A 26311-nucleotide genomic window follows, 5' to 3' on the forward strand; every position below is an offset into this window, starting at 1 on the left:
GAAGAACGACGCATCGTGCGCGCACCTGCGCTGCAGCATCCATAGGGGATAACGCGGGAGGCTATGCATCGCCAGACACCTAGGCGACAGCGCGCCAGGGTAGCCCCGCCGGGTCAGTCAGGACGGCGTGCGCTGTACACCAGCTTCATACCCAGGATGGTGCCGGCCAGGGCCAGGGTGATGGCATTGGCCACCACGATGGGCCAGGCCGCCAGCGCCAGGCCGTAGGCCAGCCACAGTGCCACCCCCACCGTGAAAACGCTGTACATGCCCAGCGAGATACCGCTCACGTCCCGCGTGCGAAAGGTGTGCAGGGCCTGCGGCACAAAGCTGCAGGTGGTCAGGCAGGCGGCCAGATAGCCGATCAGTTCATGGAGTTGCATGGTGGGGAAAACGCGGGGCAGCAGCGATTATTCACTGCTCGCGTGCCGTCCAGTCGATGAGGCTGTCGAGCACGGGCCGCGCGGCCCCCGCATTGGGGTGATTGACGACGGCCACCAGCACATAGCGGCGCCCGCTGGCGGCATGCACATAGCCTGCCACAGCCATCACGTCGCGCAGGCTGCCCGTCTTGAGGTGGGCGGTGCCCGCCCGGCTCTGGCTGCGGCGCAGCGTGCCATCCACCCCCGTGATCGGCAGCGACGCCACCAGTTCCGGCATCACGGGCGATACCCAGGCCACCTGGAGCATGCGGGCCAGGGCCTGCGCAGTCAGGCGCGCGTCGCGGCTAAGCCCGGCGCCGTTGTCTACTTGCGGCAAGTCCGCATCGCCCACGCGGGCCTGCCACCACTGGCGCAGCACCTCGCGGGCGCCGTCGAACGTGGCCACGCCGTTTTTTTGCAGCGCCAGGGTCAGAAAGACCTGCTGCGCCATCACGTTGTTGCTGTACTTGTTCACGTCGCGCACCACCTCGGCCAGTGCGGGGGATGTGACCACAAACGCGGGCTTGAGGCCCGGGGGCGCCTTACCGTCGCGCACGCTGCCCGTGAGCTTGCCGCCCAGATCGCGCCACATGCCCTCCACCGCCCGCGCCGCAAAGCCGCGCGGGTCGGCCGCCGCCACCGGCCACACGCGTTCGCCACAGGCAGCGGGGTACACGCCCTGGAACGACACCTTCGAGGGGTCCGACAACTCAGCACGCAGGGCGGTACGCCAGTCCCCACAATCCGCACCCGGCGCCGCCAGCGCCACGGTGGGCTGGCGCTGCACTCCGGCCAGTGGCGGGTCGTACTGGATGCGCGCCAAGCCAGCAGCCGCATCGGGCACAAAGGTCATCACCGACGACTTGTAATTCAGCAGCAGGGCCTCGGGGGATGCGTTATAGGGCCGCAGCGGCTCGCCATCAAACCGCGCCGGGTCCTGGTCGGGCACATCGAACGCCGTGCGGTCCAGCACGATGTCGCCCACGATGACCTGGATGCCCTGGCCCTGCAGCCGCCGCATGAGCAGCCACAGCCGCTCCATGACCAGCTTGGGATCGCCTTGGCCCTGGATGTACACATTGCCGCGCAGGCTGCCGTCCTGCACCGTACCTTGCACATACACCGGCGTGTTCCAGACATAGGCGGGGCCCAGCTGTTCCAGCGCTGCATAGGTGGTCACCAGCTTCATCACCGACGCGGGGTTCACCGGCACCTGGGCACGGTGCGCAAGGCGCGGGCTGGCCTTGCCGGCAGCTTGCGCGTCCACCACCATCACCGACAGCGACTCGCGCGGCAATTTGGTGCGTGCCAGGACGGCCTCCACCTCGGGCGGCAGAGTGCCTGCGGCGGGCGCCGCCGTCAGCGCCCCGGCCGAGCCCACCCCGCCCGCAACCACCAGCCACGCAGCACCCCAACCCACCACACCACGCAGCACACGGCGGCGCCAAAAAGCAGAAACAGACAACATGGCGGGGAGTCTATCGCCCGCGCACCTGCATCAAGCGCCGCTCTGCCCCCAGCGCCAGCACGGCCTGCGGCGGGCGCCGATAATCGCCCGATGCGTTTTTCTCCCCGCACCATCGGCCTGCTGGCGGCCGTGGTCACCGTCACCATCTGGACGGGCTTCATCATCATCGCCCGCGCCTCAGCCCAGCGCACGCTCACCCCGTTCGACATCGCGCTGCTGCGCATCGTGGGCGCCAGCCTGGTGTTGCTGCCCTGGGGCTGGTGGATGGTGCGACGGCGCCAGGCGGCACTGGGGGCCTCGGCACCGGCGTCCAGCCTGGCGGGCATCTCGCCCCTGCCCTTGCGCACCGCGGCGCTTCTGGGCAGCTTTGGCGGGCTGCTGTACGCGCTGCTGGCCTATTCAGGGTTCTTCCATGCACCGGCCACCCACGCGGCGGTGCTCATGCCGGGCAGCCTGCCACTGTGGACGGCGCTGCTGGCCGCCTGGTTGCTGCGCGACCACATCACCCCGTTGCGCGCCGCCGGCCTGGCGCTGATCGTGGCGGGCGACCTGCTGGTGGGCGGACGCAGCCTGCTGGCGGCGTTTTCAGGCGGGGACGTGTGGAAGGGCGACCTGCTGTTCATGCTGGCCGCTTCGTCCTGGGCCACCTACAGCGTGCTGGCGCGGCGCCACGCGGTCGATGCGGTGCAGGCCACCATCGCCATCACCGCGTTTGCCTGCATGGTGTACCTGCCCAGCTATGCAATGCTGGTCTGGTTGGGGGCAGTCACCAGCCATCTGGCCCAGGCGCCGTGGAGCGAGATCGCGTTCCAGATGCTGTTCCAGGGCGGGGGCTCCGTGGTGGTCTCGGGCATTGGCTTCACGCGCATGATCCAGCACTATGGCCCCGTGCGCTCCACCATGATCACGGCCTTGGTGCCCGGCCTGTCGGCCGTAGGCGCAGTTGTTTTTCTGGATGAGCCGATGCACTGGAACCTGGTGGCCGGCCTGCTGCTGGTCACCGCCGGTATCCTCGTGGGGGTGCTGCGCAAAAGCCAGGCACCCGCAGCCGCTGCCAAAGCGGCGTCCTGAGCGCCTTTGTCCCCGCCGCGCCACCCCATACCTCCCGACCCTGCCCATGAATCTGCTTGCCTTTGACACCAGTACCGACACCCTCTCCATCGCTGTGCAGCATGGCGATGGGGTCTGGCAACACCAGGGGCCCGGGGGCGCGCAGGCCTCGGCGGCGCTGATCCCTGCGGTGCGCGCGCTGATGGCGCAGGCGGGCCTGACGTTCGACACCTTGGATGCGGTGGTGTTCGGGCGCGGCCCGGGCTCGTTCACCGGGCTGCGCACCGCCTGCGCCGTGGCCCAGGGCCTGGCCTTTGGCGCCAAGGGCGGGCAGGGAGTGCCCGTGCTGCCGGTGGACACCCTGCTGGCCGTTGCCGAGGAGGCCCGCCTGCAAAACGGCTGCACCCAGGTGGTGGCGGTGCTGGATGCACGCATGGACGAGGTCTACCACGCGCGCTGCGAATGGTTGCCGGGAGAAGCCCGCTGGCAGGCGGACGAGGACTTCGGCCTGGGCGCCCCCGAGTCGGTGCAGCCCCCAACAGGCTGGACGGTGGCAGGCAATGCCCGCGCGCCCTATGGCGACCGGTTGGCGCCAGCCGCCTCACACGTCACGGCCTTGCCCACCGCCACGGCCCTGCTGCGCCTGGCCCCCGCCCTGATCGCTGCGGGCCAAGCCGTGGCCGCGGGCGATGCCCTGCCGCGCTACATCCGCGATAAAGTGGCGCAAACCACCGCCGAACGGGCCGCGCTGCGCGCCGCCCAGGCGGCGGCCACTCCCTGAGATGTGGTGAATGAATCCCCCATGAGCGCACTGCCTACTTCTTCTGCATTGCCGCCCGGCGCCAGCACCGCCCGCCCCGAGGCGCGCTTCGAGACGCTGACCTTGGCCCGGCTGGATGCCGTGCTGGCGGTGGAACAGCGCGCCTATTCGCACCCCTGGACCCGTGGCAACTTCACCGACGCGCTGGCATCTGGCTACGAGGCGCAGCTGCTGATGGCGGACGACCACCTGCTGGGCTACTTTGTGGCCATGATGGGGGTGGATGAAGTGCACCTGCTCAACATCACCGTCACCCCCGAATACCAGCGCCAGGGCTGGGCCCGCGTGCTGCTAGACGCCCTGGCCCTGTGGTCACGCGGGCGAGGGGCACAATGGCTGTGGCTGGAGGTGCGGGCGAGCAACCTGCGCGCCCAGCAGATCTACCAGACCCACGGATTCCGCCGCGTGGGCGACCGTAAGCGCTACTACCCCGCCGCGCACGGCCAACGCGAAGACGCTGTGGTCATGAGCCTGGCGCTCTGACCCGACCCTGCTGAACCACCGATGGCCTGTTTTCTTTCTGTATGAGCCTCCACCTCGATGCGCGACAGCGCGCCATGCTGCAAGAAATGGGTGTCACCGTGTGGGGCCCCTCCCCCACCCAGGAGACCACGGCGCAGCCCGCGGCAAGCGCTCCCTCAGCCCTTGCGGCCGTGGCGGCATCTGCCGTTGCGCCGCCGCGCGCACAACCCCAGGCGCCCTCTCCCGCGCCGTCTCCTGCGCCTGCCGAGCGCCCCCCAGCGCCCCTGGCCCACACCACCAGCCGCAGCGCACCGCCCGCTCCTGCACCTGCCACCACAGGCCCCGCCGCGCCCGCCCTGCGCCTGCACCCGGCGCAGGCGCTCTACCCCGCCGCCGACCCGGCGCAGACACCTGCGGTATTGGGCCGGGGCTGGCTGATCGTGGCCGAAAGCATGACGCCCGCCGAGCCCCTGGGTGGCGATGCGGGCCGCCTGCTCGACAACATGCTGCGGGCCATGCAATTGCACCGGCACCCGCGCGTGTTCCTGGCGGCACTGGAACGGTCTGCGCCCGGCACGGAAGCCAGCGCCGACATCCCGGCCACCCTGGCCGACGCTGTGGCCCAGCTGCAGCCCGCCATGGTGCTGGTGCTGGGCCATGTGGCGGCACGCGCGGCGCTGGGCCGCACCGAGCCCCTGGGCCGCCTGCGCGCGGGCCCGCATGAGCTGGCCGGTTGCCCGGCGGTGGTGACCTACGACCCCGCCTTTTTGCTGCGCTCGCAAGACAACAAGGCCGCCGCCTGGGCCGACCTGTGCCGGGCGCTGGCCATGGTGCGCAGTGCCGAGGCCGAGGGCTGAGAGCCTGTTGGCAGGGTCCGAGCCCCTTCCATGCCCCCCGCCGGACCGGCGAGACCGTCGCCCGGTGCCATAATCCGCCGCTTGCCTAATTTTTACGGAGACAGCTCCTTGGAAACCTACCCGAGTTGGTAGCTTTCAGCTCCCGGCGCATTTGACTGCTGTGGGGTTGAAAGCACCCCTACCCCCACACCGCAGACGCCAAAAAACAAGGGAGTGAGCCCATGCTCAACATCTTTACGCTCGCCAATGGCCGGCTGTTCCAGGAAGAAATCGAGTCCCTGGAAGAGCTGACCAAGTTCCAGCCGATCTGGGTGGACCTGGAAGCCCCCACGCTCGAAGAAAAGCGCTGGATCAAGCAGCACTACGGCCTGTCCATCCCCGAGGATGCGATGGACGAGGACATCGAGGAATCCGCCCGCTTCTACGAGGAAGACAACGGCGAGCTGCACATCCGCAGCGACTTCTTGATCGATGACGACGAAGACCCTCGTTCGGTGCGCGTGGCCTTCATCCTGAACCAGCACAACACCAACCTGAAAAGCAGGGGCGTGCTGTTCTCCATCCACGATGAAGACGTGCCCGTGTTCCGCCTGCTGCGCATGCGCGCGCGCCGCGCGCCCGGGCTCATCGAAGATGCCAAGGAAGTGCTGCTCAAGCTGTTCGACGCCGACGCCGAATACTCGGCCGACACGCTGGAGAACATCTATGACGAGCTGGAGGCCGTGAGCAAGCAGGTGCTGGCGGGCGATGTGACCGACACCCGCGCCGGCGAGGTGCTGGCCGCCATCGCGCGCCAGGAAGACTTGAACGGCCGCATCCGCCGCAACGTGATGGACACGCGCCGCGCCGTGAGCTTCATGATGCGCTCCAAGATGCTCAACTCCGAGCAGTTCGAGGAAGCCCGCCAGATCCTGCGCGACATCGAGTCGCTGGACAACCACACGGCGTTCCTGTTCGACAAGATCAACTTCTTGATGGACGCCACGGTCGGTTTCATCAACATCAACCAGAACAAGATCATCAAGATCTTCTCGGTGGCCAGCGTCGCCTTGCTGCCGCCCACGCTGATCGCCAGCGTGTACGGCATGAACTTCAAGTTCATGCCCGAACTGGACTGGTCGCTGGGCTACCCGTATGCGCTGGGCCTGATGCTGGCGAGCGCGCTCGGGCCCATGTGGTACTTCCGCAAGCGGGGCTGGTTGAAGTAGCCCCCCCTGTGGCGCTGCGCGCCTTCCCCCCGACGGGGGACGCCTCCAGCGGCCCGGCAAAGCCGGTTCCGCGGTGGCGCTGGTGGATACATAGCGCCGGTTGCAGCGCAGCGTGGCGTGGCGCGGCGAACAGCAAATGGGATGCGGCGAAGTCCTCTTTAGAGGAAAAATCTGCCGCAAGCGCTAGTGCAATATGCTCTGGCTGCTATCAATTTCATAGTTTTTGTAGAAACGACAGCACCATGTGCTCGGCGTACCGGCTGGCCACGGTCTGCACGAACTGGGCAAAGTCGCCATGGGCGGCATCGTCGGCGCGGTCGGAGATGGTGCGCACGGCGGCAAAGGGCAGGCCGTAGTCATGGCACACCTGGGCGACGGCAGCGCCCTCCATTTCCACCGCCAGCACGTCGTGCCCGGCCGCGCGCAAGGCGGAGCGCAGGCGCTCGGACTCTTGGGCGGTGGAGACAAAACGGTCGCCGCTGGCCACCAGGCCGTGGTGTGCCCTGTGGGCACCACCATGGATGTTTTTCAAGCCCCAGAGGCTGCTTGCGCTAGTGACGCATAGGCTGGCAGCTTCTAAAAGCATAGCAGTCAGCACCGGGTCACACGCCAGCCGGGTGCGCGCGTAGCCCGGCAGCTCCCACCGAGGGAACAGCGGCGAGGCATCCATGTCGTGCTGCACATAGTCTTGGGCCACCACCACATCCCCCCGGTGCACCCCATCGCCGACCCCGCCCGCGACGCCCGTGAAGACGATGCGCGCCACGCCAAAGTGTTCGATCAAGGCCGTGGCCGTGGTGGCAGCAGCCACCTTGCCGATGCCCGACAGCGCCAGCACCACCGGGCGGTCGTGCAGCTCTCCGCGCCAAAACGCGCGGCCTGCGTGCATCAGCCGCTGCGGGTGCGCCAGGTGTTGCACCAGCGAGCTTTGTTCTTCGGGCAGTGCACTCAGGATGGCAGTGCTCATGCAAAGGTCCTTGGGGTCATGTCATGGGGCCACAAAACACCCGCGCCACCCGGGGCCGCGCGGTCGCAAAAAAGGCGGCCGAGGCCGCCTGGGGATTGTGACGTGCCGGCAGGCCGCGTCACTTCTTGTCGCGCAGTTCGCGGCGCAGGATCTTGCCCACGGGGGTCTTGGGCAGCTCGGTGCGGAACTCGATCACCTTGGGCTGCTTGTAACCCGTGAGCTCGTGGCGGCAGAACTCCTTGACCTGCGCTTCGGTGAGCGCCGGGTCCTTCTTCACGATCACGAGCTTCACGGCCTCGCCGGTCTTCTCATCAGGCACGCCCACCACGGCGCATTCGAGCACGCCCGGGCAGTTGGCCACCACTTCTTCGACCTCGTTGGGGTACACGTTGAAGCCGCTGACCAGCACCATGTCCTTCTTGCGGTCCACGATCTTGAAGAAGCCGCGCGCATCCATCACGCCGATGTCGCCGGACTTGAAGTAGCCGTCCTCGGTCATGACCTTGGCAGTTTCATCGGGGCGCTGCCAGTAGCCGGCCATCACCTGCGGGCCCTTGATAGCGATTTCGCCCGGTTCGCCCAGCGTGGTGACCTCGCAGCCCTCATCGTCCAGCAGCTTCATGGAGGTGCTGGGCAGCGGCACGCCGATGGTGCCGGTGTACTCGGTGCTGGTGGTGGGGTTGCAGCTGGCCGAAGGGCTGGTCTCCGACAGGCCATAGCCTTCGCAGATGGGGCAGCCTGTCTTTTCGAGCCAGAGCTTGGCCACGGCGCCCTGCACCGCCATGCCGCCGCCCACTGAAACCTTGAGATTCTTCCAGTTGACGGTGTTGAAGTCCGGGTGGTTGGCCAGGCCGTTGAACAGCGTGTTGACCGCCGGGAAGCTGTGGAAGGTGTGCTTGGACAGCTCCTTGAGCACCGCAGGCAGGTCGCGCGGGTTGGGGATGAGGATGGTCTTGCCGCCCGTGCGCATGCTCAGCATCATGTTCACGGTGAACGCGAAGATGTGATACAGCGGCAGCGCACAGATGCTGGTGGGCTGCTCGCCCGCTGGCACCTTCTTCATCACGGGCTCGTTCCAGGCCTCGGACTGCAGCACGTTGGCAATCACGTTACGGTGCAGCAGCACCGCGCCCTTGCTCACGCCCGTAGTGCCGCCGGTGTACTGCAGCAGCGCGATGTCGTCGGGCTTGATGTCAGGCTTCTTGAGCGTCCCGCGCGTGCCCTGGGCCACGGCGTCATTGAAGCGCACCGCACCCGGCAGGTTGTAGGCGGGCACCATCTTCTTGACGTTGCGCACCACGTAGTTGACCAGGGTCCCTTTGAGCAGGCCGAGCTGGTCGCCCATGGCGCAAAGCACCACGTGCTTGACGGGCGTGTGCGCAATGCACTGCTCCAGCGTGGTGGCGAAGTTCTCGATGATGACGATGGCCTTGGCGCCCGAGTCCTTGAGCTGGTGCTCCAGCTCGCGCGGCGTGTACAGGGGGTTCACGTTGACGACCACAAAGCCCGCGCGCAGCACGGCCGCCACGGTCACCGGGTACTGGGGCACGTTGGGCATCATGATGGCCACGCGGTCGCCCTTGACCAGCCCCAGGCCCTGCAGATAGGCCGCAAACGCGCTGGAGAGCGAGTCGGTCTGGGCGTAGGTCACGTCCTTGCCCATGAAGCTGTAGGCCACGCGGTTGGCGTACTTCTTGAACGCCTCGTCCATCAGCGCCACAAGGGAGCTGTACTGCGTGGTGTCGATGTCTGCGGGAACACCTTGTGGATAGGCGGCCAGCCACGGGCGGTCGGTCATTGTGATTGTCTCCTGGTAGGTTTTATGGGGGTCCTGCAAGCACGCCGATTTTTTCAGCACGGTCGTGCTTTTATTGTGGAGGAATTATGCCCGTCAGCTCTTGAGCGCGGCCAGTACCTCGTCCAGCATTTTCTTGGCATCGCCGAACAGCATGCGGTTGTTGTCCTTGTAGAACAAGGGGTTGTCCACCCCGGCATAGCCCGAGGCCATCGAGCGCTTCATCACGATGGAGGTCTTGGCCTTCCACACCTCCAGCACCGGCATGCCAGCGATGGGGCTGGTGGGGTCATCCTGCGCGGCGGGGTTCACGATGTCGTTGGCGCCGATGACGATGGCCACGTCGGTGTCCGGGAAGTCCTCGTTGATCTCGTCCATCTCCATCACGATGTCGTAGGGCACCTTGGCTTCGGCCAGCAGCACGTTCATGTGGCCCGGCATGCGGCCCGCCACCGGGTGGATGGCAAAGCGCACCTGCACGCCCTTGTCGCGCAGGGTCTTCACGATGTCGTTGACCGTGTGCTGCGCCTGGGCCACCGCCATGCCGTAGCCGGGCACGATGATCACGCTCTTGGCATCGCGCAGCAGCTCGGCCGTCTCGGCGGCGGCCACGGGCACCACTTCGCCCTGCGGCTCGGCGCTTTCACCAGTCTGGCCCTTCTTGGCGGGCGCACCAGCACCGGAGCCAAAACCCCCGGCGATCACGCTGATGAAGTTGCGGTTCATCGCGTTGCACATGATGTAGGACAGGATGGCGCCCGAGGAGCCCACGAGCGCGCCGGTCACGATCAGCAGGTCATTGCTGAGCATGAAGCCCGTGGCCGCCGCCGCCCAGCCCGAGTAGCTGTTGAGCATGGACACCACCACCGGCATGTCGGCCCCGCCAATGGCCATGACCATGTGGATGCCGAACAGCAGCGCAATCACCGTCATCACCATCAGAGGCACCATGCCTTGCTCGACGGTCTCGGCGCGCAGGAACTCGCGGCCGAACCAGATCACCACCAGCAGCGCCACGAGGTTGAGCCAGTGGCGGCCGGGCAGCAACAGCGGCTTGCCGCCGATCTTGCCGTTGAGCTTGCCAAAGGCGATCAGCGAGCCACTGAAGGTGACCGCGCCGATCAGGATGCCGACGTAGATCTCCACCTCGTGGATGATCTTTTCCGCGCCCTGCAGCTGGATGGAGGTATCGACATAGCTGGCAAACCCCACCAGGCAGGCGGCCAGGCCCACCAGGCTGTGCATGAGCGCAACCAGCTCGGGCATCTGCGTCATCTTGACGACCTTGGCCGCATAGAGGCCAATGCCGCCTCCGATGACCAGCGCACCGATGATCCAGGCCACGCCCGCCGGGCTGACACGGGGGCCAAACACGGTGGCCAGCACGGCCAGCGCCATGCCGACCATGCCGAACAGGTTGCCCCGGCGCGAGGTTTCAGGATTGGACAGCCCACCCAGGCTCAGGATGAACAGAATGGCCGCGCCCAGATAGGCGACGGTAGCGAGACTTTGGGACATGTTGGGTGCTCCTCGTTGTTCTTGTCGTTATCGGATTACTTGCGGAACATCGCCAGCATGCGGCGCGTGACCGCGAAGCCGCCAAACATGTTGACGGCCGTGAGCACCAGGGCCGCAAACGCCAGCCACAGGATGAGCCCGTCAGGCCGCCCGTTCACGCCCGCACCGGGCGGCGCGATCTGCACCAGCGCGCCGATGGCGATGATGCTGGAGATGGCGTTGGTCACGCTCATCAGCGGCGTGTGCAGCGCGGGCGTCACGTTCCACACCACCATGTAGCCGATGAAGCAGGCCAGCACGAACACCGTGAAGTGCCCCAGGAAGGCCACGGGCGCGTAGGCGCCGACGGCCCAGAACAGCACGGCCATCACGGCAAAAACGATGGTCAGCGTCTTGGCGGACATGGGTGCACCCGTGCCGTGGCCATGGCCCGATTTCTTTTCGACCACCGGGGCCGCTGCCTTGGGCGCGGGTGCCGGTGCCTGCTTGAGCGGGGGGGCGGGCCAGGTGATGGCGCCGTCCTTGACCACGGTGAGGCCCCGGATCGCGTCGTCTTCCATGTTGACCACCGCCACGCCGTCCTTGGCCTTGCACAGCTCTTCGGTCAGGCGCAGCAAGTTGGTGGCATACAGCGTGGACGACTGCTTGGCCAGGCGCGAGGCCAGGTCGGTATAGCCGACGATGGTCACGCCATGGCGCACCACGGCCTCGCCGGGCACGGTCAGCTCGCAGTTGCCGCCTTGCTCGGCGGCCATGTCCACGATCACGCTGCCGGGCTTCATACTCTGCACCATCTCGGCGGTGATGAGCTTGGGCGCGGGCTTGCCGGGGATCAGTGCTGTGGTGATGATGATGTCGGCGTCCTTGGCCTGCTCGGCGTACATCTTGCGCTGCGCGGCCTGGAAGCCTTCGCTCATGACCTTCGCATAGCCGCCGCCACCCGAGCCTTCTTCTTCGTAGTCCACCTTGACGAACTCGCCGCCCAGCGACTTGACCTGGTCGGCCACCTCGGCACGCGTGTCGTTGGCGCGCACGATGGCGCCCAGGTTGGCAGCGGTGCCGATGGCGGCAAGACCCGCCACGCCAGCGCCTGCAATGAACACCTTGGCGGGCGGCACTTTGCCTGCGGCCGTGATCTGGCCGTTGAAGAAGCGGCCGAAAGCGTTGGCGGCTTCGATCACGGCACGGTAGCCGCTGACCCCGGCGGTGGAGGTGAGCGCGTCCATCTTCTGGGCGCGTGACAGGGTGCGGGGCAGGCAGTCGATAGCCAGCACCGTGGCCTTCTTGGCGGCCAGCTGCTGCATCAGATCGGGGTTCTGGGCGGGCCAGATGAAGTCGATGAGGGTGGTGCCCTCGCGCATCCGCGCCACTTCATCGCTGCTGGGCGGGCGCACCTTGAAGACGATGTCGGATGCCGCCCACAGTGCCGCAGCGTCGCTGACGATCTCGGCGCCTGCAGCGCGGTAGGCATCGTCACTGAAGTTGGCGGCATCCCCAGCCCCGGACTCGACCGTGACGGCAAAGCCCAGCTTGATCAGCTTCTCCACCACATCGGGCACGGTGGCCACGCGCTTTTCGCCAGGGAAGGTTTCCCTGGGCACGCCGATACGCTGCGGCTGCGGGACGGGGCTTGTCTGCATCAGAGGTCTCCTCAAGTTTCGTAATCGTTATGCCAGGCCGCCAGACAGGGAGGTCTTGAGCGCTAAGGCCTGGAGGTGGGTGTTGGGAAGGGGAAGGGCGGGATGGCCAGATGACCGTCCACCATACCGGTGCTCAGGCGCACGGCCTGGGCCAGGTCACGCCCCCACTGGAGTGCGGGTCGTCCGGCCACCAGGAATTCCTCGTTGTTGCGCGTGGTCGGACGCAACAGTCGCTGGTCCACCAGCGCATCGACCTTCACCCAGGCACCCGCCTCCGTGACATAGCGATAGCTCAGATAGGTGTAAGGCTGGGTCAGAGTGATCTTGCTGGTGCGGAGCCACTCGACAAGGTCTGGCCGGTTCTTGTCCAGCCACTGGGAACTGCTTCCCCATCGCTTGAGCCGCAGACAGTCTGCGCGTACAGGACTGCTTGCAGCGCCATCCTCCACGGTGACGTCCTGCTGGGTGGGGCAATAACCGATGCCTTGCGGAGAACCACTCAGGTCTCCGGCGCGGTTGGTCTGCACGCGCAATACGGCCAGCCAGTCTCCCTGGGCATTCCGCAAGCCCACATCGCGGGTCTGGAGCGCAATACGTCCCCCGGAGCCTGCAATGGCTTCCTCGGAGGTGCCCAGATCCTGCCACGCCCCCGGTGGCAACACCAGGCGGGCGCGGCCCACGGGATATTCGGATTGGGGAGGAACAGTGAGGGGCGCGCAGGCCGCCGTGAACACCGTCACAGCCAACACGGGCAAGAGAGGCAGCAGCCGCCGGAACTTTGAAATGGTCAGAGTCATAGAGAAAGGTTCATACGAATTCGCCTTCAATCATCCCACGGCACCCGAGTCCGTCTTTCGACGGCTCCTGCCATGCAACAACCAGCTCGGTGTCGCTGGTGAAAAATGTGTTGAAAGCGCCCTGGTATCGGACACTTCTTGCGGCGCTGCCGGTGGGCAAGCTGACCGCGAGCTTACATGAAGAAAATCTTTGCGCTGTCGCCTTTGTCTGCTGTAGAGAGAACTCCCCAGTCTCCACCCGCACACAGGCAAAAAAAAGCCTGGCAGCACAACGCAGCCAGGCTGGGCAGCGGCCCCTGAGGGCCTGGTGCCAACGATCAGTTCACCACTTGCGCCAGCGCACCCGAGGCGTACTGGGCCGCCACGGCCTGCAGGCTCAGGCCCTTGATCTTGCTGCCCTGACCTTCGCAGCCGAACTCCAGGTAGCGCTGCTTGCAAACCTGCTTGGCCGCTTCGCGGGCGGGCTTGAGCCATTCGCGGGCGTCGAACTTGTCGGGGTTCTCAAACAGGAACTTGCGCACCGCGCCCGTCATGGCCAGGCGAATGTCGGTGTCGATGTTGATCTTGCGCACGCCGTGCTTGATGGCTTCCTGGATTTCCTCGACGGGCACGCCGTAGGTTTCCTTCATCTTGCCGCCGTACTGGTTGATGATGGCCAGCAGTTCGGCAGGCACCGACGACGAGCCGTGCATCACCAGGTGGGTGTTGGGAATGCGCTTGTGGATTTCCTTCACGCGGCTGATCGCCAGGATATCGCCCGTGGGCTTGCGGCTGAACTTGTAGGCGCCGTGGCTAGTGCCGATGGCAATGGCCAGGGCGTCCAGCTGGGTGGCCTTCACGAAGGTGGCGGCTTCTTCGGGGTCGGTCAGCATCTGGCTGTGGTCGAGCTTGCCGACGGCACCAATGCCGTCTTCTTCGCCCGCATCCCCGGTTTCGAGGTTGCCCAGACAGCCCAGTTCACCTTCGACCGTCACGCCCACCTTGTGCGCCATGTCCACCACCTTGCGCGTCACTTCGACGTTGTAGTCGAAGGACGACGGGGTCTTGCCGTCTTCCATCAGCGAGCCGTCCATCATCACCGAGCCGAAGCCCAGGTCGATGGCGCCCTGGCACACCTTGGGCGAAGTGCCGTGGTCCTGGTGCATGACCAGCGGGATGTGAGGGAAGGCCTCGACCGCCGCCTGGATCAGGTGCTTGATGAAGGGCTCGCCCGCGTACTTGCGTGCGCCAGCGCTGGCCTGCAGGATGACGGGAGCGCCCACTTCGTCCGCAGCCGCCATCACGGCCTGCACCTGCTCCAGGTTGTTGACGTTGAAGGCAGGGATGCCATAGCTGTTGGCAGCGGCATGGTCGAGCAGTTCGCGCATCGAAACGAGGGGCATGGTCGTGGGGTCCGTGGTGGGTTGATGAAGGAGGGGGCGAGGCGCTGTAGCACCCGGCAATGCGGTGGTAACCGCTTGGTAACTCGCAATTTTAACCGGGGGCCGGTACGGAGGGCGATGGCAAATCCAACCGGTAGCAGGTGGTAAAGGGCGCGGGCGCAGGGGCTGCGCCAAAGCGCCCCCCGTGAATGTCCGCCACGCGGCGCAGGATTTCATGCCCCAGATGCAAGCTGTCCACCGGCACCGCCGCCGCGCTGCCCGGTGCACCGCCGGCCTGCGGGCGCGCCCCGTCGTCACACACCTGCAACCACGCGCCACCAGCGTCCGCCATGCCCAGCTGGACGGCGATCTGGGTGCCCTCGGGCGTGTGCTTGAGCGCGTTTTCCACCAGATTGCGCACCGCAATGTCCAGCAGCACCGCATGGCCCGGCACGATCAGTGCGGTCGGCGCCGACAGGCCGAGGTCGTCGCCCCGCTTCCACGCCGCCTGGGCATAGTCGGCGCACACCGACCGCGCCAGGGCGCTCAGGTCCACGGGCGCCTTGGCTTCGTGCAGCTCTGCCCGGCTGGCGCGGGCCAGGGCCAGCAGCTGGTTGAGCACATGCCCTGCGCGCAGGGCATCCTGGCCGATGCGCGCCAGCGCCTGGGCCCGGGCCTCTTCCGTCAGCTCCCCCGCCAGGGCACTGGCCTGCAGGGCGATGGAGGACAGCGGCGTGCGCAGCTCGTGCGCCACCTCGTTGGCCAGCCGGCGCTCGCGCACCATGGCGACCTGCTGGCGGTCCAGCAAAGTGTTGATCGACGCCACCACCGACTCGAACTCGCTCCAGGCATGGCGCGATGCCAGGCGCTGTGCGCTAGCCGGGTCCAACGCCGCCACATCGGCCGACAGCGCGTACAAGGGCCGCAAGCCCCGCCACAGCGCGAGCCCCAGGGCCAAAGACACCACAGGCAGCAACCACAGACCGGGCTCGATGAGCTGCCCCGCGATGTCATCCGCCAGCTCGTCCCGCTCGCGCAGCTCCAGCATCACCATGATCTTGCGGGTGCGCCCCGCATCCCATTGCGAAAAGCTGCGCCAGGCCACATTGTCGGGGCCCAGCGTGAGGTCGGCAAACCCCTCGGCATCGCTGAAAGGTGGCTCGGGCACCGAGCCTGTGATGGACAGCACCCGCCCCTGCGCATCCCACTGCACCACGCTGATGGTCTGCTGGTAGTCGTGCGACTTGAGCCAGGGCGTGGGGGTGCGCTCGGTCCGTTGCGGGCCCTCCATGGCCTCGGTGGCCCGCAGGTTAAGCAGCAGCGCGGCCACGCTGGCCAGGTGCCCGTCGGTCAGCTCGTCGGCCTCATGCACACCGGTCTGGTAGCCAATGAAGACGAAGCTACCCCAGACAATGGCCAGCGCCCCCAGGGACCACAGCAACAGCTGCCGGGTGAGCGAGGGGCGGCGCCCCGATGCGGGACGAGAAACAGGGGGCGCGTTCATGCAGGCTTTTCCTGCGGCATGAAATAGCCCACTCCGCGCATGGTCTGGATCGAGGCACTGCCCAGCTTGCGGCGCAGGTGGTGGATGTGCACCTCAACGGCATTGCTCTCCACGGCAGCATCCCAGCTGTATAGGCGCTCCTCGATCTGCTGGCGCGACAGGACCCGGCCGCGCGCCTCCAGCAGCACCAGCAGCACCGAAAACTCGCGCGGAGACATTTCCACCGGCTTGCCTTGCTGGCGCACCGTGCGGGTCGCAGGGTCCAGCTCGATGTCGCCCAGGCGGATGGTGGGCGACGCCCGCCCCGCCGCGCGCCGCAACAGGGCGCGCAGGCGCGCGTCCAGCTCATCCACATCAAACGGCTTGGTCAGATAGTCGTCAGCCCCCTGGTCCAGCCCCGCAATGCGCTGGTGCACCTGGTCGCGCGCGGTGACGATGAGGACGGGCGTGGCGGGGTCCGGCAAGGTTGCTGATGCGGCGCCGGTGGCGGGAGGGCTCAGGCGCAGGCGCCTGAGCAGTTCGCTGCCGTCACCGTCCACCAGCCCCAGGTCCAGCAGAACCGCGTCAAAACGCTCGGCGCGCAGGGCGCTCCAGGCGCTGGCGACGCCATCACTGACATCCACCGCATAGCCGCGCTGCTGCAGGTTACTGCGCAGGCCACTGGCTATGCCCGCATCGTCTTCGACCACGAGTATTCGCATGCGGGCATTGTCGCAGCCCATCAGACAGGGGAGTGACAGTGGCGATGCCAACTTTAAGACGGCGTTAAGTACGGCAGCCTATCTTCCGGCGCATGCAGCCTTCGTCCGTCCCGCCGTCCACCGCGCCCCAGGTCCCCTTACACCGCCACACACTGCTTTTCTGGACCCTGGGGGCACTGGCCTGTGTCGTGGCCTGGGATGCGGCGGGCCAAGACCTGGCCTTTGCGCAGGTGTTCGGGTCCTCCAACGGGTTTCCGATGCGGGACCAGTGGTTTTTTGTGCAGGTGCTGCATGAAGGTGCCCGCCGCCTGGGATGGCTGCTGGTGCTGCTGCTGGCGTTGAGCGTGTGGTGGCCGCGAGGTTTTTTGCGCAAGTTGGACGCCAGCGAGCGCCTGCAAATGGCCGTGAGCGCCCTGCTCTCGCTGGCTGTGGTCAGCATCACCAAGAACCTCAGCGCCACCAGTTGCCCCTGGGACTTGGCGCAGTTTGGCGGCGTGGCGCGCCATGTGTCGCACTGGGCGCTGGGCGTGCTCGATGGCGGCAGCGGCCGCTGCTTTCCGGCGGGCCATGCATCGGCGGGATTCGCCTTTCTGGGCGGCTACTTCGCGCTGCGCCACAAGGCGCCGACGGCCGCGCGCTGGTGGCTGGCTGGCGCATTGCTGGCCGGGTTTGTATTGGGTGCCGCCCAGCAGGTGCGCGGCGCCCATTTCATGAGCCATACGCTGTGGACAGGCTGGCTGTGCTGGACCACCGGCTGGCTCTGCGACCTGGCCGCCACCGCATTGAGGCCCCGCTTTCCGCATTTCGCCAACACCACCACGCCAGCGGACGGCTCCCATGCTTGAAATCGATCTGGTCCTGTTTCAGGCCCTCAATGCCGACGCCGCCACCTTGCCTGCCGTGGTAGCGGTGGCACGGTGGGTGTCGCAGCAACTGCCCACCGCCATGGGCGGCCTGCTGCTCGGCAGCTTGGTGCTGGGCAACGCGGCGCAGCGGCGCGCCCTGGCCCTGGCGCTCGCGTCGATGGCCCTCGCCTGGCTGGGAGTGCAATTGCTGCGGCTGGCCGTACCGGCGCCGCGACCTGCGCAACTGGGCATTGGCGTGCAGTGGATCGAGCACGCGGCGCGCGCAGGCTTTCCCAGCATGCATGTGGCAGGCGCCGCCGCACTGGCGGCCAGCCTCGCACTGCTGCCGGTCCGCGGGCTGACCTGGCTGGCCGCTGCGGTCACGGCTGCGATGGTGTGGAGCCGCGTCTGCCTGGGCGTGCACTTTCCGTCCGATGTGCTGGCGGGCCTGCTCACCGGGGGGCTGGCCGCAGCGGCCATTCATGCCCTGGCCGCGCGGGCGCACCGCTGGCAGGCAGCGCTGCTGCACAAGTCGCCACAAGGCAACGCACACTGACCGCCGTCCGGCGTAATCGCCTCGAGGGCGTAGCGCAGGAGCGGTGAGGGAGCGCCCCTCTGCCAATCAGCTGGCCACGCAGATCTTCAGCATGTTCGTGCCGCCGGGTGCCCCCATGGGCTCGCCGCAGGTGATGGCGTACACGTCGCCCTTTTGCACGATGTTGCGGCTCTTGAGGTGGCGCTCGGCCTGGTCCAGCGCGGTGTCACGGTCGGCACTGGTGTCCATGAGCAAGGGGCGCACGTTGCGGTACATGGCCATCTTGCGTTGCGTGGCCACCTTGGGGGTGAGCGCGTAGATAGGGATGCGGATGCTGTGGCGGCTCATCCACAGGGCCGTAGCGCCGCTGTCGGTCATGGCCACGATGGCCTTGGCGCCCAGGTGGTGGGCTGTGAACAGCGCGCCCATGGCGATGGACTGGTCGATGCGGCCAAAGGTCTGGCCGGTGAAGTCGGCATCGAGCTGGTGGTCTTCCGCTGCCTCGGCGGCAGCGCAGATGGTGGCCATCTCTTCCACGGTTTCGAGCGGGTAGCGGCCAGCGGCCGTTTCGGCGCTCAGCATCACGGCGTCGGTGCCGTCCAGCACGGCGTTGGCCACGTCACTCACCTCGGCGCGCGTGGGCACGGGGTTGGTGATCATGCTCTCCATCATCTGCGTGGCGGTGATGACGACCTTGTCCAGGTCTCGCGCCATGCGGATCATCTTCTTTTGCAGTGCGGGCACGGCCGCGTTGCCCACTTCCACCGCCAGATCGCCACGCGCCACCATGATGCCGTCGCTCACGCGTAGGATGGCCTCCAGGTGCGGGATGGCCTCGGCGCGTTCGATCTTGGCGATCAGGCCGGGCTTGTGGCGGAACTCGGAGGCTGCCACGTTGCACAGCTGGCGGGCCATTTCCATGTCGGTCGCGTTCTTGGGAAAGCTCACGGCCACATAGTCGGCCTGGAAGCTCATCGCCGTGCGGATGTCTTCCATGTCCTTGGCCGTAAGGGCTGGCGCCGTGAGGCCGCCGCCCTTCTTGTTGATGCCCTTGTTGTTGGACAGCTCGCCACCCACCTTGACGGTGGTGTGCACTTCTTCGCCGCGCACCGCATCCACGGTGAGCACGATCAGGCCATCGTTGAGCAGCAACAGGTCGCCCGCCTTCACATCTCGCGGCAGCTCCTTGTAGTCCAGCCCCACGCCATCGATGTCGCCCAGCTCGGTGCGCGAGGCATCCAGCACGAACTTGGCGCCCGGCTCCAGCTGCACCTTGCCCTCGGCAAACTTGCCCACGCGGATCTTGGGGCCCTGCAGGTCGGCCATGATGGCCACCTCGCGGCCCGCACGCTGGGCGGCAGCGCGCACGGTGGCGGCACGGTCGATGTGGTCCTGCGCCTTGCCGTGGCTGAAGTTCAGCCGCACCACGTTCACCCCCGCTCGGATCATCGCCTCCAGCAGCGCCGGGTCGCTCGACGCAGGACCCAGGGTGGCAACAATCTTGGTGGCGCGGCGGGTAGGCATGGACATGTCTCTTTTCTCTCGGTCGTTGGGGATGTAATCGAGTTTCAATTCTCACACGAAGCGGTTACATGCGAGTTACCCGTTCCGCAGCAACAGGGCTCAGCGCGTCAGAGCAGCGGGGACGACAACCAATGCGCCAGCACATGCGCAATGATCGCGGCCTCCAGGCCGTAGCGCGCAAACAGCCAGCCCGCGACCAGGCCAAAAACCGTGTTGCCCACCAAGACGAACGCCACCACCGGCACGGTCAACACGCCGGCCAGCGCCTGCGCGGCAGGCAGATGCCCCACGGCAAACAACACGGCACTGAGCAGCACCGCCGCAGCCACCAATCCCTTGCCCGGCCGCCCCTGCCCGCGCTGCAACAGGCGCCAGCCCAGCCACAGCAGCAGGGTCATCACACCCCAGCGCACCATCAGCTCTTCGGTAATGCCGCCGTAGAGCAGCTTGACCACCAACGGCATGGCACTGGCAGGATCGGAGGGCTGGAGCGCCGTGGGCGCCAGCCGGGACAGCACCCACACCCACGCTGCGCCAGCCACACCGCCCACGATGCCAGGCAGGAGTTGGGCCCGCAGTGCAGGCCCTGCGGGTCGACCGGCCAGCCAGGCAGACACTGCAGGCGCCTGCAAACCCACGCGGGGCGCCAGCCACACCCCCAGCGCCACGGCCAGCGCCAGGAGCGCCGCCGTTTGCAACCCGCTGAGCAACAGCACGGCCTCTGGCGGCAGCGGCAGCAGGGCTTCGTTGGCCTTCAAGGTGGGCAGCAGCGTCCAGACCACCGCCACCACGCCGGGCATGCCCAGCAGCCACAGCGCGCCGCCCAGCCGCCACTTGCCGGGCTGAGCCGGAGCATGCGCCGCATCGGCTCCGGCAGCGGTGTCCACGGCCATGGTTTTGCCCACGCTCAGGCGCGCATCAGCGCTTCGATCTCGTCGGCCTTCACCGGCACGCCGCGCGTGATCAGCTCACAACTCGTCTCGGTGACGATGGCGTCGTCTTCGATACGGATGCCGATGTTGTGGAACTGCTCGGGCACCCCTTCGGCGGGGCGCACGTAGATGCCGGGCTCGATGGTCAGCACCATGCCGGGCCGCAGGATGCGGCTGGGGCGGTTGGTGATGGTTTCGCCCGACAGCGGGTCCTTGCGTTCGCTGGTCTGGCCCACCTCGCCGGGCTCCACGTAGCTGCCGCAGTCGTGCACGTCCATGCCCAGCCAGTGGCTGGTGCGGTGCATGTAGAACTGGAAGTAGGCACGTTGGTCGATCACGTCCTGTGCGGTGCCCACCTTGTTCTTGTCGAGCAGGCCCAGGTCCAGCATGCCCTGGGCCAGCACGGCCACTGTGGCGTCGTGCGGGTCGTTGAAACGCGCGCCCGCCTTGGTCGCTGCCACGGCCGCATCCTGGCTGGCCAGCACCAGGTCGTACAGCGCGCGCTGCGGTCCGGTGAACTTGCCGTTGGCCGGGAAGGTGCGGGTGATGTCGCTGGCGTAGCTGTCCAGCTCGCAGCCTGCGTCGATCAGCACCAGCTCGCCGTCGCGCACAGGCGCTGCATCGGCGCGGTAGTGCAGCACGCAGGCGTTGGCCCCCGCGGCCACGATGGAGCTGTAGGCCGGATACTGCGAGCCCGCGTCGCGGAACGCATGCAGCAGCTCGGCATCCAGGTGGTATTCGCGCACATCCTGCCCGGCGCGCAACATGCGGGCCGAGCGCTGCATGGCGCGGATGTGGGCCTGCGCGCTGATGGCGCTGGCGCGGCGCATGATGTCCTGCTCATGCGCGTCCTTGAACAGGCGCATCTCGTCGAGCAAGGTGCACAGGTCGTTCTGCTCGGCAGGGCAGATGGCGCCGTAGCGCACCCGTCCGCGTACCACGTTGAGCCAGCCCTCCACGCGTGCAGCCAGACCGCTGTGCGTAGCAAACGGGTACCAGACGCAGGCCGTGTTTTCGAGTAGGCGCGGCAGCTTGCTGTCCAGCTCCGCCATCGAATGTGCAGCCTCCACGCCCAAGGCTGCGGGCGCAGCGGCCGGGCCCAGGCGGTAGCCGTCCCAGATTTCGCGCTCCAGGTCCTTGGGCTGGCAGAACAGCGTGCTGCGACCATCGTGGGCCAGTACCAGGCAGGCGCCGGGCTCGGTGAAACCGGTCAGGTAATAGAAGTAGCTGTCGTGGCGGAACAGAAAGTCGCTGTCCCGGTTGCGCGGACGCTCCAGCGCCGTGGGGATGATGGCAATGCCCCCGGGGCCCAGCTGGGCAGCCAGGTGCGCGCGGCGCTGGGCATAGACGGAGGCAGGCACGGTGGTGTTCATGGCGCGTCGGAAGAAAGGGTGTTGAGTTCGGCCAGCCGCTCGGGCGTGCCCACATCGGTCCAGCGGCCGGTGTAGAGCTGCGCACTGACGCGGCCATTGTCCATGGCCCGGCGAAGCAGCGGCGCCAGCGGGGCTTTGATGCCGCTGGGATTGCCCGGCGGAATGTCGCACCAGGGCAGCGCAAACAGCTCGGCGCGCAGCAGGGCGATAGTGCTGTAGGTGTAGCGCGGTGCGGGGTCGTCGGCGGGCAGGTTCAGCGCGAGGCCGTCGGCCGACAGGCCGAAGTCGCCACGCGGGTTGTGGGCGGGGTTGGGCACCAGCCACAGGTGGGCCAGATGGTTGCTGGCCTCGAAGGCCGCCACCGCCGCGCGGTCGAACACAAAGTCGGGCGCAAACACATCGCCCGCCGCCAGCCAGAACACCGGGCCGAGCTGGGGCAATGCACGGGCAATACCGCCCGCAGTTTCCAGGGCGCCACCAAAGTCCACCCCTTCGTGGGAGTATGAAATTGATAGCTGCTCAGGCATATTCTTCCTGCGCTTGGAGGCAAAACCGCTGGAAAAATGCCCGCTGATCTGTTCGCCCAGCCATGCGGTGTTGATCACCGCCCTCTCGACACCCGCATCCAGCAAGGCCTGCAGGTGCCACTGCAGCAGCGGCTGACCCTGCACCTGCAGCAGGGGCTTGGGCGTGGTGTCGGTCAGCGGGCGCATGCGTTCGCCCCGGCCAGCGGCCAGCAACAGGGCGGGCACCTGGTGGTGAACAGGACTCATGCCGCCACCCCGCTCACCGCACCCCGCTGCAGCGCGTGGCGATCCACGGCCGTGGGCTGGAACAAGGCCAGCAGCGCGTCCATCAGCGCATGTGCTTTGGCCGAATGGTCGGCGCCGAAGTTGCACACATACACATCCAGCGTCACCGCGTGCTGCTCGGGCCAGGTGTGCACACACAGGTGCGACTCCGCTAGCAAAACAGTAGCTGTCACCCCACCAGGGCCGTGCGCCGTGGCCGGAAACTCATGAAACAACTGCCCCACGGCCTGCAGCCCGGCGGCGCGCACCGCATCGGTACAGGCTCGGCCCAGGGCGGTGGCGTCCAGCAGCCAGGCACTGGCGCAGCGGCAGCCCTGGAGATCGGCAGTGAGGTGCAGTCCTTGCATGGCCCGCACTGTAGTGCATTGCCGCTCTGCGCCCAGCGTGCGGCTGGCCGATTCAGGCGGGTGAAAGCCGCGCCGGTAAAATGCCGGGTTTCCCCTGAACCTCCCACCCTGAACCACTCCCCCATGGCCAACACCCAGCAATCCCAACAGATGGCAAATGCGATCCGCGCATTGGCCATGGACGCCGTTCAACAAGCCAACTCCGGCCACCCCGGCGCCCCCATGGGCATGGCCGATATGGCCGTGGGCCTGTGGGCTCGCCACCTCAAGCACAACCCCACCAACCCCCAGTGGTTTGACCGCGACCGTTTTGTGCTGAGCAACGGCCACGGTTCGATGCTGATCTATTCGCTGCTGCACCTCACGGGCTACGACCTGCCCATGAGCGAGCTGAAGAACTTCCGCCAGCTGCACAGCAAGACCGCCGGCCACCCCGAAGTGGGCATCACCCCCGGCGTGGAAACCACCACAGGCCCGCTGGGCCAGGGCATCACCAACGCCGTGGGCTTTGCGCTGGCCGAGAAGCTGCTGGCCGCCGAGTTCAACCGCGAAGGCCATGCCGTGGTGGACCACAACACCTACGTGTTCCTGGGCGACGGCTGCCTGATGGAAGGCATCAGCCAGGAAGCGATTTCGCTGGCAGGCGCCTGGAAGCTGAACAAGCTGATCGCCCTGTACGACGACAACGGCATCTCCATCGACGGCCAGGTGACGCCCTGGTTTGCCGACAACACCGCCCTGCGTTTTGTGTCCGCCGGCTGGAACGTGATCGGCCCCATCGACGGCCACGATGCCGACAAGGTGGCGGACGCGATTGCCGAAGCCAAGAAGCAGACTGAGCGCCCCACGCTGGTCATCTGCAAGACGCACATCGGCAAGGGCAGCCCCAACCGCGCCAACACCTCCAAGGCCCACGGCGAGCCCCTGGGCGCTGAAGAAATCAAGCTCACCCGCGAAGCCCTGGGCTGGACGGCAGAGCCCTTCGCCATCCCCGAAGACGTGTACGCCGGCTGGGACGCCAAGGCCAGCGGCCAACAAGCCGAAGCCGCCTGGAATGACCGCTTTGCCGCCTACAGCAAGGCCTTCCCCGAACTGGCCGCCGAATTCACCCGCCGCATGAAGGGCGACCTGCCCGCCAACTTTGCCCAGGTGGCCGTGGACACCGTGGTGGCCGCCCACACCAAGGGCGAAACCGTGGCCAGCCGCAAGGCCAGCCAGCTGGCGCTGGAAGCCTTCACCGCCGCACTGCCCGAACTGCTGGGCGGCAGCGCCGACCTGACGGGCTCCAACCTCACCAACACCAAGAGCACGCCCAACCTGCGCTTCGACATGCAGGGCAACGTGGTCAAGACCGAAGTGGCCGAAGGCCAGAAGATCGGTGGCCGCCACATCAACTACGGCGTGCGCGAGTTCGGCATGGCCGCCATCATGAACGGCGTGGCACTGCACGGCGGCTTCATCCCCTACGGCGGCACCTTCCTGACCTTCAGCGACTACAGCCGCAACGCCATCCGCATGGCCGCGCTGATGAAGCAGCGCGTGATCCACGTGTTCACGCACGACTCCATCGGCCTGGGCGAAGACGGCCCCACGCACCAGTCCATCGAGCATGTGGCCAGCCTGCGCCTGATCCCCAACCTCGATGTGTGGCGCCCTGCCGACACGGCCGAAACCGCCGTGGCCTGGAGCGTGGCCCTGTCCAACCGCAACAAGCCCACCGTGCTGGCCCTGTCGCGCCAGAACCTTCCGTACGCGCCCAAGCGCGACCTGGGCGACATCTCGCGCGGTGCCTACGTGCTGAGCGAGCCTGCCGATGTGGGCCTCAAGAAGAAGCCCGCGGCCGTGATCATCGCCACCGGCTCCGAAGTGCAGCTGGCCCTCAAGGCCCAGCGCCTGCTGGCCGACAAGAAGGTGCCGGTGCGCGTGGTCTCCATGCCCAGCACCACCACCTTCGACCGTGAAGACGCCAAGTACAAGAGCAGCGTGCTGCCTGCCGGCATACCGCGCGTGGCCGTGGAAATGGGCGTGACCGACGGCTGGTGGAAATACGGCTGCGCCGCCGTGGTGGGCATCGACACCTACGGCGAATCGGCCCCCGCGCCCGTGCTGTTCAAGCACTTCGGCTTCACCGAAGAAAACGTGGCCGATGCCGTGCTGGTGGCCACCGGTGCTGCGCGCCTGAAGCCCGCCAAGAAGGCCCGCTAAAACTTCTTCTGCCCGCTGTGCCCCGCTGCCAGCGGGCGCGCAGCCGCAGATTCCCGATTTCGACTTTGCAACTTTGAAGAGGCTCCCTATGACGATCAAGATTGGTATCAACGGCTTCGGCCGCATCGGCCGCAACGTGCTGCGCTCGGCCATCCAGAACTTCAGCGACATCGAAGTCGTGGGCATCAACGACCTGCTGGAGCCCGACTACCTGGCCTACATGCTGCAGTACGACTCGGTGCATGGTCGCTTCGACGGCACCGTGGCTGTGGAAGGCAACACCCTGATCGTCAACGGCAAGAAGATCCGCCTGACGCAAGAGCGCGACCCTGCCAACCTGAAGTGGAACGAAGTCGGCGCCGACATCGTGATCGAATCCACCGGCCTGTTCCTGGACAAGGTCACGGCACAGAAGCACATCGACGCAGGCGCCAAGAAGGTCGTGCTGTCGGCCCCCTCCAAGGACGACACCCCCATGTTCGTGTTCGGCGTGAACCACGACACCTACGCGGGCCAGGCCATCATCTCCAACGCATCGTGCACCACCAACTGCCTGGCCCCCGTGGCCAAGGTGCTGAACGACAAGTGGGGCATCAAGCGCGGCCTGATGACCACCGTGCACGCCGCCACCGCCACGCAAAAGACCGTGGACGGCCCTTCGAACAAGGACTGGCGCGGTGGCCGTGGCATTCTGGAAAACATCATTCCTTCGAGCACTGGCGCTGCCAAGGCCGTGGGCGTGGTGATCCCAGCCCTCAACAAGAAGCTGACCGGCATGTCCTTCCGCGTGCCCACCTCCGACGTGTCGGTGGTGGACCTGACGGTGGAGCTGGAAAAGGCCGCCACCTACGAAGAAATCAAGGCCGAGATGAAGGCCCAGTCCGAAGGCGCGCTGAAGGGCGTGCTGGGCTACACCGAAGACAAGGTGGTGGCCACCGACTTCCGTGGCGACACCCGCACTTCGATCTTTGACGCGGACGCCGGCATCGCGCTGGACGGCACCTTCGTGAAGGTCGTGAGCTGGTACGACAACGAATGGGGCTACTCGAACAAGTGCCTGGAAATGGTGCGCGTAGTCGCCAAGTAAGCTTTCTTTGAGAAGTTGAAAAAGCGCTAGAGGTAACTACCCTGTTCAAGCCGGCCGCCTGCAAAGGCTGCCGGCTTTTTT

24 protein-coding genes are annotated in these 26311 nt (G+C 66.9%); 9 read left to right on the top strand and 15 right to left on the bottom strand.

Annotation, left to right across the window (positions count from 1 at the left end):
* Nucleotides 1-113: 113 nt before the first annotated feature.
* Nucleotides 114-383, bottom strand: a complete 270-nt coding sequence (locus tag ACOYR4_RS21690; protein WP_056743054.1) for a SemiSWEET transporter — start codon at nucleotides 381-383, stop codon at nucleotides 114-116.
* Nucleotides 384-414: 31 nt separating this feature from the next.
* Entirely contained in the window at nucleotides 415-1890 is a 1476-nt protein-coding gene (dacB, locus tag ACOYR4_RS21695; protein WP_422848013.1) for a D-alanyl-D-alanine carboxypeptidase/D-alanyl-D-alanine endopeptidase, read from the bottom strand.
* Between the two features lie 90 nt (nucleotides 1891-1980).
* On the opposite strand from dacB, the gene ACOYR4_RS21700 reads away from it, so the two are divergent.
* The 5 genes from ACOYR4_RS21700 to corA all read left to right on the top strand — a co-directional run bounded on the left by ACOYR4_RS21700 (nucleotide 1981) and on the right by corA (nucleotide 6287).
* Nucleotides 1981-2961: a DMT family transporter gene (locus ACOYR4_RS21700; protein WP_422848014.1), complete on the top strand. Its 981-nt coding sequence runs from the start codon at nucleotides 1981-1983 to the stop codon at nucleotides 2959-2961.
* Nucleotides 2962-3007: 46 nt separating this feature from the next.
* Nucleotides 3008-3721, top strand: coding sequence for a tRNA (adenosine(37)-N6)-threonylcarbamoyltransferase complex dimerization subunit type 1 TsaB (gene tsaB, locus ACOYR4_RS21705; protein ID WP_422848015.1), 714 nt, complete (start codon nucleotides 3008-3010; stop codon nucleotides 3719-3721).
* 21 nt (nucleotides 3722-3742) lie between these two features.
* On the top strand, nucleotides 3743-4243 hold the full coding sequence (rimI, locus tag ACOYR4_RS21710) for a ribosomal protein S18-alanine N-acetyltransferase (protein ID WP_015016146.1): 501 nt from the start codon (nucleotides 3743-3745) through the stop codon (nucleotides 4241-4243).
* 41 nt (nucleotides 4244-4284) lie between these two features.
* Nucleotides 4285-5079: a uracil-DNA glycosylase family protein gene (locus ACOYR4_RS21715; protein WP_422848016.1), complete on the top strand. Its 795-nt coding sequence runs from the start codon at nucleotides 4285-4287 to the stop codon at nucleotides 5077-5079.
* A 221-nt stretch (nucleotides 5080-5300) separates the two neighbouring features.
* Nucleotides 5301-6287: a magnesium/cobalt transporter CorA gene (gene corA, locus ACOYR4_RS21720; protein ID WP_015016148.1), complete on the top strand. Its 987-nt coding sequence runs from the start codon at nucleotides 5301-5303 to the stop codon at nucleotides 6285-6287.
* 214 nt (nucleotides 6288-6501) lie between these two features.
* Here corA and ACOYR4_RS21725 read toward each other — a convergent pair whose 3' ends face one another.
* From ACOYR4_RS21725 to ACOYR4_RS21760, 8 genes are all read right to left on the bottom strand, one after another.
* A complete protein-coding gene (locus tag ACOYR4_RS21725; RefSeq protein WP_422848017.1) occupies nucleotides 6502-7254 on the bottom strand; it encodes a 5'-methylthioadenosine/adenosylhomocysteine nucleosidase in 753 nt (250 codons plus the stop codon).
* A gap of 118 nt (nucleotides 7255-7372) precedes the next feature.
* Nucleotides 7373-9052, bottom strand: a complete 1680-nt coding sequence (locus tag ACOYR4_RS21730) for a long-chain-fatty-acid--CoA ligase (RefSeq protein ID WP_422848018.1) — start codon at nucleotides 9050-9052, stop codon at nucleotides 7373-7375.
* Nucleotides 9053-9145: 93 nt separating this feature from the next.
* Complete coding sequence (gene pntB, locus ACOYR4_RS21735; RefSeq protein ID WP_209816925.1) at nucleotides 9146-10567, bottom strand: Re/Si-specific NAD(P)(+) transhydrogenase subunit beta; 1422 nt, start codon at nucleotides 10565-10567, stop codon at nucleotides 9146-9148.
* Between the two features lie 35 nt (nucleotides 10568-10602).
* Nucleotides 10603-12207, bottom strand: a complete 1605-nt coding sequence (locus ACOYR4_RS21740) for a Re/Si-specific NAD(P)(+) transhydrogenase subunit alpha (protein WP_422848019.1) — start codon at nucleotides 12205-12207, stop codon at nucleotides 10603-10605.
* A gap of 62 nt (nucleotides 12208-12269) precedes the next feature.
* Nucleotides 12270-13004, bottom strand: a complete 735-nt coding sequence (locus ACOYR4_RS21745; RefSeq protein ID WP_291441916.1) for a hypothetical protein — start codon at nucleotides 13002-13004, stop codon at nucleotides 12270-12272.
* 317 nt (nucleotides 13005-13321) lie between these two features.
* The gene (gene fba, locus ACOYR4_RS21750) at nucleotides 13322-14386 is read right to left on the bottom strand and encodes a class II fructose-bisphosphate aldolase (RefSeq protein ID WP_015016154.1); all 1065 of its coding nucleotides are present in this window, start codon (nucleotides 14384-14386) and stop codon (nucleotides 13322-13324) included.
* 91 nt (nucleotides 14387-14477) lie between these two features.
* On the bottom strand, nucleotides 14478-15869 hold the full coding sequence (locus ACOYR4_RS21755) for a histidine kinase dimerization/phospho-acceptor domain-containing protein (protein WP_422848020.1): 1392 nt from the start codon (nucleotides 15867-15869) through the stop codon (nucleotides 14478-14480).
* On the bottom strand, nucleotides 15866-16570 hold the full coding sequence (locus ACOYR4_RS21760) for a response regulator transcription factor (RefSeq protein ID WP_110960958.1): 705 nt from the start codon (nucleotides 16568-16570) through the stop codon (nucleotides 15866-15868). Before ACOYR4_RS21760 ends, ACOYR4_RS21755 begins: the two co-directional genes overlap by 4 nt.
* Nucleotides 16571-16662: 92 nt before the next feature.
* Between ACOYR4_RS21760 and ACOYR4_RS21765 the strand changes: the two genes are divergently transcribed.
* Both ACOYR4_RS21765 and ACOYR4_RS21770 read left to right on the top strand, forming a co-directional pair.
* On the top strand, nucleotides 16663-17415 hold the full coding sequence (locus ACOYR4_RS21765; protein ID WP_060986142.1) for a phosphatase PAP2 family protein: 753 nt from the start codon (nucleotides 16663-16665) through the stop codon (nucleotides 17413-17415).
* Nucleotides 17408-17971, top strand: coding sequence for a phosphatase PAP2 family protein (locus ACOYR4_RS21770; RefSeq protein WP_422848021.1), 564 nt, complete (start codon nucleotides 17408-17410; stop codon nucleotides 17969-17971). The genes ACOYR4_RS21765 and ACOYR4_RS21770 overlap by 8 nt, the downstream gene beginning before the upstream one ends.
* A 66-nt stretch (nucleotides 17972-18037) precedes the next feature.
* Here ACOYR4_RS21770 and pyk read toward each other — a convergent pair whose 3' ends face one another.
* The 5 genes from pyk to speD form a co-directional block, all read right to left on the bottom strand.
* Nucleotides 18038-19474, bottom strand: a complete 1437-nt coding sequence (gene pyk / locus ACOYR4_RS21775) for a pyruvate kinase (protein ID WP_110960957.1) — start codon at nucleotides 19472-19474, stop codon at nucleotides 18038-18040.
* A 107-nt stretch (nucleotides 19475-19581) separates the two neighbouring features.
* Nucleotides 19582-20367, bottom strand: a complete 786-nt coding sequence (locus ACOYR4_RS21780) for a CPBP family intramembrane glutamic endopeptidase (protein ID WP_422848022.1) — start codon at nucleotides 20365-20367, stop codon at nucleotides 19582-19584.
* 14 nt (nucleotides 20368-20381) lie between these two features.
* Nucleotides 20382-21779 carry an aminopeptidase P N-terminal domain-containing protein gene (locus tag ACOYR4_RS21785; protein WP_422848023.1) on the bottom strand — a complete coding sequence of 466 codons (1398 nt, stop codon included), beginning with the start codon at nucleotides 21777-21779 and terminating at the stop codon, nucleotides 20382-20384.
* The gene (locus ACOYR4_RS21790) at nucleotides 21776-22552 is read right to left on the bottom strand and encodes a nucleotidyltransferase family protein (protein ID WP_422848024.1); all 777 of its coding nucleotides are present in this window, start codon (nucleotides 22550-22552) and stop codon (nucleotides 21776-21778) included. Before ACOYR4_RS21790 ends, ACOYR4_RS21785 begins: the two co-directional genes overlap by 4 nt.
* Entirely contained in the window at nucleotides 22549-22938 is a 390-nt protein-coding gene (gene speD, locus ACOYR4_RS21795) for an adenosylmethionine decarboxylase (protein ID WP_422848025.1), read from the bottom strand. Before speD ends, ACOYR4_RS21790 begins: the two co-directional genes overlap by 4 nt.
* Before the next feature lie 123 nt (nucleotides 22939-23061).
* Between speD and tkt the strand changes: the two genes are divergently transcribed.
* Both tkt and gap read left to right on the top strand, forming a co-directional pair.
* Entirely contained in the window at nucleotides 23062-25143 is a 2082-nt protein-coding gene (tkt, locus tag ACOYR4_RS21800; RefSeq protein ID WP_422848026.1) for a transketolase, read from the top strand.
* A gap of 88 nt (nucleotides 25144-25231) precedes the next feature.
* The gene (gene gap, locus ACOYR4_RS21805) at nucleotides 25232-26230 is read left to right on the top strand and encodes a type I glyceraldehyde-3-phosphate dehydrogenase (protein WP_015016165.1); all 999 of its coding nucleotides are present in this window, start codon (nucleotides 25232-25234) and stop codon (nucleotides 26228-26230) included.
* Nucleotides 26231-26311 lie beyond the last annotated feature (81 nt).

The organism is Acidovorax sp. M14, from assembly GCF_049331375.1.
Taxonomy (GTDB): Bacteria; Pseudomonadota; Gammaproteobacteria; order Burkholderiales; family Burkholderiaceae_C; genus Acidovorax.

Coding starts and splice junctions, on each gene's coding strand:
- speD (WP_422848025.1), bottom strand. CDS start 22,938: ATGCAAGGACTGCACCTCACTGCCGATCTCCAGGGCTGCCGCTGCGCC.
- ACOYR4_RS21780 (WP_422848022.1), bottom strand. CDS start 20,367: ATGGCCGTGGACACCGCTGCCGGAGCCGATGCGGCGCATGCTCCGGCT.
- ACOYR4_RS21725 (WP_422848017.1), bottom strand. CDS start 7,254: ATGAGCACTGCCATCCTGAGTGCACTGCCCGAAGAACAAAGCTCGCTG.
- corA (WP_015016148.1), top strand. CDS start 5,301: ATGCTCAACATCTTTACGCTCGCCAATGGCCGGCTGTTCCAGGAAGAA.
- ACOYR4_RS21715 (WP_422848016.1), top strand. CDS start 4,285: ATGAGCCTCCACCTCGATGCGCGACAGCGCGCCATGCTGCAAGAAATG.
- ACOYR4_RS21785 (WP_422848023.1), bottom strand. CDS start 21,779: ATGAACACCACCGTGCCTGCCTCCGTCTATGCCCAGCGCCGCGCGCAC.
- pntB (WP_209816925.1), bottom strand. CDS start 10,567: ATGTCCCAAAGTCTCGCTACCGTCGCCTATCTGGGCGCGGCCATTCTG.
- gap (WP_015016165.1), top strand. CDS start 25,232: ATGACGATCAAGATTGGTATCAACGGCTTCGGCCGCATCGGCCGCAAC.
- rimI (WP_015016146.1), top strand. CDS start 3,743: ATGAGCGCACTGCCTACTTCTTCTGCATTGCCGCCCGGCGCCAGCACC.
- tsaB (WP_422848015.1), top strand. CDS start 3,008: ATGAATCTGCTTGCCTTTGACACCAGTACCGACACCCTCTCCATCGCT.
- ACOYR4_RS21740 (WP_422848019.1), bottom strand. CDS start 12,207: ATGCAGACAAGCCCCGTCCCGCAGCCGCAGCGTATCGGCGTGCCCAGG.
- ACOYR4_RS21700 (WP_422848014.1), top strand. CDS start 1,981: ATGCGTTTTTCTCCCCGCACCATCGGCCTGCTGGCGGCCGTGGTCACC.
- dacB (WP_422848013.1), bottom strand. CDS start 1,890: ATGTTGTCTGTTTCTGCTTTTTGGCGCCGCCGTGTGCTGCGTGGTGTG.
- ACOYR4_RS21765 (WP_060986142.1), top strand. CDS start 16,663: ATGCAGCCTTCGTCCGTCCCGCCGTCCACCGCGCCCCAGGTCCCCTTA.
- ACOYR4_RS21770 (WP_422848021.1), top strand. CDS start 17,408: ATGCTTGAAATCGATCTGGTCCTGTTTCAGGCCCTCAATGCCGACGCC.
- ACOYR4_RS21730 (WP_422848018.1), bottom strand. CDS start 9,052: ATGACCGACCGCCCGTGGCTGGCCGCCTATCCACAAGGTGTTCCCGCA.
- ACOYR4_RS21790 (WP_422848024.1), bottom strand. CDS start 22,552: ATGAGTCCTGTTCACCACCAGGTGCCCGCCCTGTTGCTGGCCGCTGGC.
- ACOYR4_RS21690 (WP_056743054.1), bottom strand. CDS start 383: ATGCAACTCCATGAACTGATCGGCTATCTGGCCGCCTGCCTGACCACC.
- pyk (WP_110960957.1), bottom strand. CDS start 19,474: ATGCCTACCCGCCGCGCCACCAAGATTGTTGCCACCCTGGGTCCTGCG.
- ACOYR4_RS21745 (WP_291441916.1), bottom strand. CDS start 13,004: ATGACTCTGACCATTTCAAAGTTCCGGCGGCTGCTGCCTCTCTTGCCC.
- tkt (WP_422848026.1), top strand. CDS start 23,062: ATGGCCAACACCCAGCAATCCCAACAGATGGCAAATGCGATCCGCGCA.
- fba (WP_015016154.1), bottom strand. CDS start 14,386: ATGCCCCTCGTTTCGATGCGCGAACTGCTCGACCATGCCGCTGCCAAC.
- ACOYR4_RS21755 (WP_422848020.1), bottom strand. CDS start 15,869: ATGAACGCGCCCCCTGTTTCTCGTCCCGCATCGGGGCGCCGCCCCTCG.
- ACOYR4_RS21760 (WP_110960958.1), bottom strand. CDS start 16,570: ATGCGAATACTCGTGGTCGAAGACGATGCGGGCATAGCCAGTGGCCTG.